The organism is Nostoc sp. (assembly GCF_036919555.1).
Taxonomy (GTDB): domain Bacteria; phylum Cyanobacteriota; class Cyanobacteriia; order Cyanobacteriales; family Nostocaceae; genus Nostoc.
Genome location: NZ_JBALCS010000123.1, coordinates 79,973 through 86,745 on the forward strand (window position 1 = coordinate 79,973; position 6,773 = coordinate 86,745).

Consider the following 6,773-nt stretch of genomic DNA (forward strand, 5'->3'; position numbering starts at 1 on the left):
TCAAGTGGATTCAAATTAAAAATATTTGCAATAGTGATGCCGCGTGCAACTTTTTCTGAACTTCTTCAAAAGGGTTGATTAGAACTCTTTGTCAAGTCAGGTTGGGAAAGGTGATGCAAGCTATGTCAATAAGCAAAGTTTTGGGAAATGGTGTGTAGGGAGTTGTTATGAAGTGTTGGCATTTGTCTGGTAGTGTTCACCCCTGGCTAGCAATATGTTTATGGGGATGCGGTAGTGCTTTTGCTATTGAGCCGGGATATGCACAAGATCGGGGAAATTTATCTGCAAATCTGGCTCAAAGCCTAGCTCTTTTGGGCAATGCCGAACCCCGGAAAAAAGGAGTGAATCAGAATAGAGCTACCTTTGACAAAGCAGGATGGGGCGAGCAAACCTCTCGCAAGATTCGACAACCCAGCGAGATAGAACTTCCGAACACCAGCGCTCAAATGCTTGTGCAGTCGCCAGCACCAGAAACAGTACCCGTACCAGAAATTGTGCAAGTCACAGCAGTCAAAGCTAATCCCACTAATAAAGGTTTGGAGGTAATTTTACAAACTTCTCATGGGGAACAGTTGCAATTGGTAAACCGCAGTACTGACAAAAGCTTTATCACTGATATTCCTAATGCTCAACTGCGCCTACCTAGTGGCGATGCATTCACATTTCGTTCGGATAAGCCAATTGCGGGTCTTCGTGAGATAACAGTCACGAACTTTGATGCCAATACAATCCGGGTGACAGTAATAGGTGAGACAGGAGTACCACAGGTCGAATTGTTTGACAGTGCAGATGAGGGTTTAATCTTCTCTGTTGCAAGTACTACAGCATCAGCACAACAGGCGCAACCTGAAACAACACAACAACCCGAAGCACAGCAGCCGGAAAACCAGACACAGCCAACTCAACCATCAGCATCGGGTGATCAGCCAATTGAGTTGGTGGTGACGGGTGAACAAGATGGGTATCGCATTACAGATGGCTCAACTGCCACCAAAACCGATACGCCCCTGCGTGACATTCCACAGTCGATTCAGGTGGTGCCCCGGCAAGTGCTGGAAGACCAGCAAGTGAGGAACCTGGCTGAAGCCCTCAGAAATGTGCCCGGTGTAGCCCAAGGAGCGAATTCATCAACCCGTGGAAGTTTAGATCAGCCTTTGATCCGAGGCTTTGGTGCTGCTGGTGATATCCAGAGAAACGGGTTGAGAGACTCTACGTATGTATATCAAAGTGATACGGCTGATATCGAACGGATTGAAGTGCTCAAAGGGCCAGCTTCGGTTCTCTACGGTCAGGGTTCGTTAGGAGGGGTGATTAATTATGTCACCAAACAACCCCTGACTGAACCATACTACGCGGCAGAAGTCTCTGCTAGCAGCTTTAATTTCTATCGCGGTGCCATCGACCTGACAGGTCCGCTTAATCCCAGCAAGACGGTGTTGTATCGTCTTAACCTTGCGGCTCAGACGACAGAAAGTTTCGTTGACTTCTATGATGAACAAAAATACTTTGTAGCACCTGTGCTCTCCTGGCAAATTAGCGATCGCACCAAGATTACATTCTCCGGCGAATATCAGGTTCGACCCAAAAAGGATGGTCAGCAGGGGCTTCCGGCTGAGGGGAGTGTCATCCGAAGGGGGACGCAAAGAAAAAATTCTGAATGAAAAAATCTGAATTTTTGGACTGAATTGAGAAAAACCTGCCCTTGAGAGCTAAATCCCCCTGTGTCCTTTGGACAGGCTGCGCCTAACAAAAAGGGGACTTTGAAGCCTCCAGTTACCTCCTTGTTCTCTTGTCTGTTCAGTAACCATATAAAGTTCTAAATTTCCGAAAATATCTAGAAGCATCCGCCATGAACCGCAAAACTCTACGTAGTCTTGTATTCATCCTCCACCGCTATATTGGCTTAATCGTGGGAGTACTGTTAATCATCGTTAGCTTAACAGGTAGCTTGCTAGTATTTACTCCTGAAATCGATGAGTTTCTGTTCACTCGTCAATTTGGACACATCATCCCCTCTGGACAACAAGTTTCCATTGAATCAGTACTAGATACCGTTAAGGGGGCGTACAGCAAAGTGCCAGAACTCAAAGTTCAAACCATCTACACACCAAAAAAACCAGAAGCTCCTTATCAACTCAACCTCGAACCCCCAGAAGGCGAAACCACAGAAGTCTATGTCAATCCTTACACTGGTGCAATTATGGGCAGCCGTGTTAGCGATCGCACATTCACAACATTCACCCTTGAACTACATGAACAACTGCTCGCTGACGAAATTGGAACCCAAATAATGGGGGTAGCAGCACTATTACTCTTTATCCTCAGCATTACAGGTATTATCCTTTGGCCTGGTTGGAGAAGGCTCATTTCTGGCTTTAAAATCAAATGGAAAAATGCACATCCTAAACGAGTTAATTTTGACATCCATAAAGTTGCAGGGATTATTGCCGCTGTGTTTCTGGCACTAACAGGTTTTACTGGATTCTATTTAAATTTCAGAGGCTTCGTCACACCGATTATTTATGCGATTACTTTGACTCCTAATCCACCTAGCCCCGTTTCCCAACCTATTGCTGGCTCAAAGGCGCTAAGTCTAACACAATTGCTGCAAACAGCAGATGCTGCCCTCCCGGATGCCGTCACCACCGCTGTTTATCTACCTCAATCTCCGGAAACAACCCTCTATGTGCGTAAGAAATATCCTCAGGAAGAGGCAACTTTAGGTCGTTCTGGTGTGTACTTAGATCAATATACAGGTGAAGTTGTTCAACTGGAAGATGCGCTCAATAAATCTCTGGGCGACAAAGTTTTAGACTCATTTATACCATTGCATTTTGGTACTTTTGGTGGCTTACCAACACGTATACTCTACGTCTTTGTGGGACTTGCACCGTTAATTTTGTTTGTTACAGGTTTTGTGATGTGGTGGTATCGCTATCGGGCAAAAAATATGATCAGCGATCACGTTCATGACAGTTGACAACAGCCAATGGCATCGCACAACCCAGGCGATCGCAGATTACTGTGGATCTGGACAGAATTTTGACAAATTAGATCGGATTGCTATATAAAATTTAATCTATGAAAGGGCTAGGGCAAGACTTAGGGCTATTTAATCATTGCGCTTCTAGCCAAGTCTGTAAATCAGCCAAACTGGTAAAATCTAAAAGTGCCTCACCAAGATTTTCTAATTGTTCTAGAGAGAGAATTTCAACTTGTTCACGCACTTGTTAATGCACCAGAACATACCTTCAATTTGTGGACAACCTATGAAATTCAACGAGGTTCGTTTCAAGGCTTCGGGGGTGGAGTGGGATTCTTTTTTGTCGGAGAACAGTTCGCAATTTTGTATTCATTCTCCACCGCTACATCGGTTTAGCCGTGGGAGTGCTGTTGACTATCCTCCGGCTTTTTTCGTTCCTTAGCATTGAGCCTAAAATCCCACGGCTTGATGTGAAAACGAGCCATAGCAATGTTTTCATGACCGTGGGAGTGTCAAAAGCTGGCACAAGTACATCCTCTAGCGATCGCCAGATTAACTAAGCAGGAATAACTTGAACAATTAGTGAGCGTTTATCCAGGGACTGGATTTTACCCACTTGACTGAGATCCTTTGCAATCCGGTCTAGCAGGTCTCCCGCTTGGTCACGATATTGATGTTCTCGGCCTCGTAAACGAATGGCAAACTTCACTGAATCGCCTTTACTCAACCACTGAACGGCTTTCTCAATGCGTAAATTGTAATCAGCCACACCCACGTTTAGACCGAACCGAACTTCTTTTACCGTGGGTCTAGCACTCTGGCTCTGACGTTTTTTCTTTTGATACTGAAGCTTGCCATAGTTGAGAATCTTGGCAATTGGAGCGTCTTTGCCTTCGGAGACTACAACTAAGTCAAGCTCTAAGCTTTCGGCTAGCTGTAGCGCCTCATTGGTATCGATCAGACCACGATTGTTATTCTCATGGTCAATCAAGAACACATGAGGTGACTTGATTTGCGAATTAATCAGTTGCTTTTGGATTGCGATAATGAATTTCTCCTAATTGTTCAACACTTTACTTTGCAAGCAAGTAATGCTAATGCTAATTTAACACAACACTGAATCAGAGCAACTTTAACGACACAATGGACTGCAATCTGTTAGAATGCAGAACTGCGGCACACGCTCTCAGTCTTCGCGCTACTGCCCGTCCAGCCTTTCAATGATAGTTTATCCGTCCGCCTAAGACTGACGCCGTCATTGGCGACAGGCCGATGTTATTTTTGGAGTTTTATGTCTTTTTCTACTCTCGGCTTGTCCAATGAAATTATTCGTGCCGTTACCGAGCGAGGGTACACCGAACCCACGCCAATTCAGATGCAGGCGATTCCTGCCGTCTTGTCGGGTAAGGATTTGCTAGCTGGGGCACAAACTGGCACTGGAAAGACCGCTAGTTTTACCCTGCCGTTGCTGCATCGGTTGTCGTCTGACAAGAGCAAAGGTACGTCTAATGGATACCCGCCGATTCGGGCGCTGATTCTCACTCCGACTCGTGAACTTGCCGCCCAGGTGGAAGAAAGCGTGCGCGAGTACGGCAAGTATTTGAAGCTCAACTCGATGGTGATATTTGGCGGAGTCAGTATTCATCTGCAAAAACAGCGTTTGAAAGGCCGAGTGGATATCTTGGTCGCTACTCCAGGGCGACTGCTAGACCACGTACACCAGGGTACAGTGAACCTGTCACAAATTGAGGTTTTGGTGCTGGATGAAGCAGATCGGATGCTGGACATGGGCTTTATTAATGATATTCGCCGCATCCTCTCGCTTCTGCCCAAACAGCGACAAAACTTGCTATTCTTCGCTACTTTCTCGGACAAAATTAAGGCACTGGCCGCAGGGTTGCTGAATCACCCGACGATGATTGAGGTAGCACGCCGCAACGTTACCGCCGACACGATCGCCCAAAAAGTTTATCAGGTAGACCGTGACAAGAAACGCCAATTACTTGCTCACCTAATTCGGCGAGATAGTTGGTATCAAGTCCTAGTGTTCACTCGCACTAAGTATGGCGCTGACCGATTAGTTAGGCAGTTGGGCGAAGACCGGATTCAAGCACTGGCAATCCACGGTAATAAGAGCCAGCCAGCCCGTACCAACGCTCTGACAAAGTTCAAGAATGGCAGCTTACAGGTACTGGTAGCGACGGATATTGCTGCTAGGGGTCTTGACATCAGCGAATTGCCCCATGTAGTCAATTTCGATCTGCCCAATGTACCAGAGGATTATGTTCATCGCATTGGGCGCACTGGTCGCGCTGGCGCGTCAGGTGAAGCTGTATCGCTGGTGTGCGTTGATGAACACCATTTATTGACAGATATCGAAAAACTGATCGAGCAACGCTTGCCAAGGGAAGTGGTCGCTGGCTTTAGCCCCAACCCCGACATTGAGCCAGAACCAATCCCAAATGGGCGTCAACATAGAGCCAAACCCGGTGGTGATAAGCGCCCAGCCCGTACTCCTAAACCGTTACCACAGACATCGGCTAAACGTAAGGTGGCGCCACCTGCTACGAATGGCGATAAGCCTGGTGCTGGTTCGTCCAGATCGCGCCGTTCTGCTAAAGGCGATCGCTAATCTTCGTTAGCTGTCCAACTGGAAAGCCTCTCTCCTTCAGATGCTACGGTGTACACACAAGTTATCCGATTACCCAAAAGTCCTCTAATATCATGTCCGCTTGATTGCTTATTAAACCCGAAGAACCCCACCCCGCCAAAGCTATGCTTTGTCTCCCCTCCCGAAGATCTCTTAGGGGTTGGGGGTGGGATTCTTTTATTATGGGTAATCTGGCGGACATGATATAAAACCTCACCCTGTCCTATCTTTAATCCCTCTCCTTACTAAGGAGAGGGACTGGTTTTACTACGTAAAACCAGGGTGAGGTATTTCAGGGGCTATGAAACTTAACCGTAAATTGTGTTCAGAAAGACTTGTGTGTACACCGATAGCCTTGAGATGCTACGGTGTACACACAAGTCGAAAAAAGCTCAATTTCCCATTATTCTCTCGTTTATCTCGTTCCTATGCTCTGCATGGGAATGCCTGATTAGGGGCTGCTGCCTCCAGTCATATCATGTCCGGGTAATTAGTTGTGTGCCCCCCAACAAATTCAAAAAAAATGGTCTGGACTCAAAACTTTTGTTGTTGTCGAGCGTCAGGGTAAGCGCGATGGTCAACCATTCTATGAGCATCAATCCTATATCTGTAGTCAATTTCTGGAAGCTCAACAGTTACTTTCTGACATCCAAAGGCATTGGGGCATCGAAAATCGACTGCATTGGGTTCGAGATGTGACATTCCAAGAAGACTTTCCACCACGGCGTGGTGGCAATGCCCCTGTCAATTGGTCTATCTTACACAACTTTTTCATTCCAATCGCCCCCAAACTCTGTTTCCAAACTATTCCTCAAGCACAACGTGCCCTCTCCAACCAACTGCACAAAGTTTTTTCTTTCTTTGTATGAAACTACCCTGCCATTCCCTTGTAGGGAAGGGGGGCTAGGGGGGTTAGGTTCCTGATACTTTGATGTTACCAAAAATACTTGTTCATTCAATCCTCTCAACCCAACCTACGCAGATTAAGGGTTTTGGCACTAACCCAAGCGTATTGCCTGATGATTAAGTATATAAGCATAACTTAATATATAGGACTCCTATTTGATTTTTGAACAAGACTAAGAGACAATACGGGTACTAAAACAGGTGTAAGAAGGGACAATGATAAGTCAGCATCTG

The 6,773-nt window shown here is 46.2% G+C and carries 5 protein-coding genes and 1 pseudogene; 4 read left to right on the top strand and 2 right to left on the bottom strand.

Going from position 1 to position 6,773, the window contains the following annotated elements:
• Positions 1-167: 167 nt before the first annotated feature.
• Together V7K36_RS33370 and V7K36_RS33375 are read left to right on the top strand one after the other, a co-directional pair.
• Entirely contained in the window at positions 168-1,661 is a 1,494-nt protein-coding gene (locus V7K36_RS33370; protein WP_335122271.1) for a TonB-dependent receptor plug domain-containing protein, read from the top strand.
• 188 nt (positions 1,662-1,849) lie between these two features.
• Entirely contained in the window at positions 1,850-2,980 is a 1,131-nt protein-coding gene (locus V7K36_RS33375; protein WP_335122273.1) for a PepSY-associated TM helix domain-containing protein, read from the top strand.
• A 136-nt stretch (positions 2,981-3,116) separates the two neighbouring features.
• Here V7K36_RS33375 and V7K36_RS33380 read toward each other — a convergent pair.
• Together V7K36_RS33380 and infC are read right to left on the bottom strand one after the other, a co-directional pair.
• Positions 3,117-3,230: pseudogene (locus V7K36_RS33380) on the bottom strand (DUF4351 domain-containing protein); the annotation flags it as partial.
• Between the two features lie 309 nt (positions 3,231-3,539).
• A complete protein-coding gene (gene infC, locus V7K36_RS33385) occupies positions 3,540-4,031 on the bottom strand; it encodes a translation initiation factor IF-3 (protein ID WP_335122287.1) in 492 nt (163 codons plus the stop codon).
• A gap of 243 nt (positions 4,032-4,274) precedes the next feature.
• On the opposite strand from infC, the gene V7K36_RS33390 reads away from it, so the two are divergent.
• Complete coding sequence (locus tag V7K36_RS33390; RefSeq protein WP_335122275.1) at positions 4,275-5,615, top strand: DEAD/DEAH box helicase; 1,341 nt, start codon at positions 4,275-4,277, stop codon at positions 5,613-5,615.
• Positions 5,616-6,127: 512 nt separating this feature from the next.
• Complete coding sequence (locus V7K36_RS33395) at positions 6,128-6,502, top strand: ISAs1 family transposase (protein ID WP_335122277.1); 375 nt, start codon at positions 6,128-6,130, stop codon at positions 6,500-6,502.
• Positions 6,503-6,773 lie beyond the last annotated feature (271 nt).

What these genes read in the sequence shown, in the direction of transcription:
- V7K36_RS33390 (WP_335122275.1), top strand. Translation starts at nt 4,275, where the DNA reads ATGTCTTTTTCTACTCTCGGCTTGTCCAATGAAATTATTCGTGCCGTT.
- V7K36_RS33375 (WP_335122273.1), top strand. Translation starts at nt 1,850, where the DNA reads ATGAACCGCAAAACTCTACGTAGTCTTGTATTCATCCTCCACCGCTAT.
- V7K36_RS33370 (WP_335122271.1), top strand. Translation starts at nt 168, where the DNA reads ATGAAGTGTTGGCATTTGTCTGGTAGTGTTCACCCCTGGCTAGCAATA.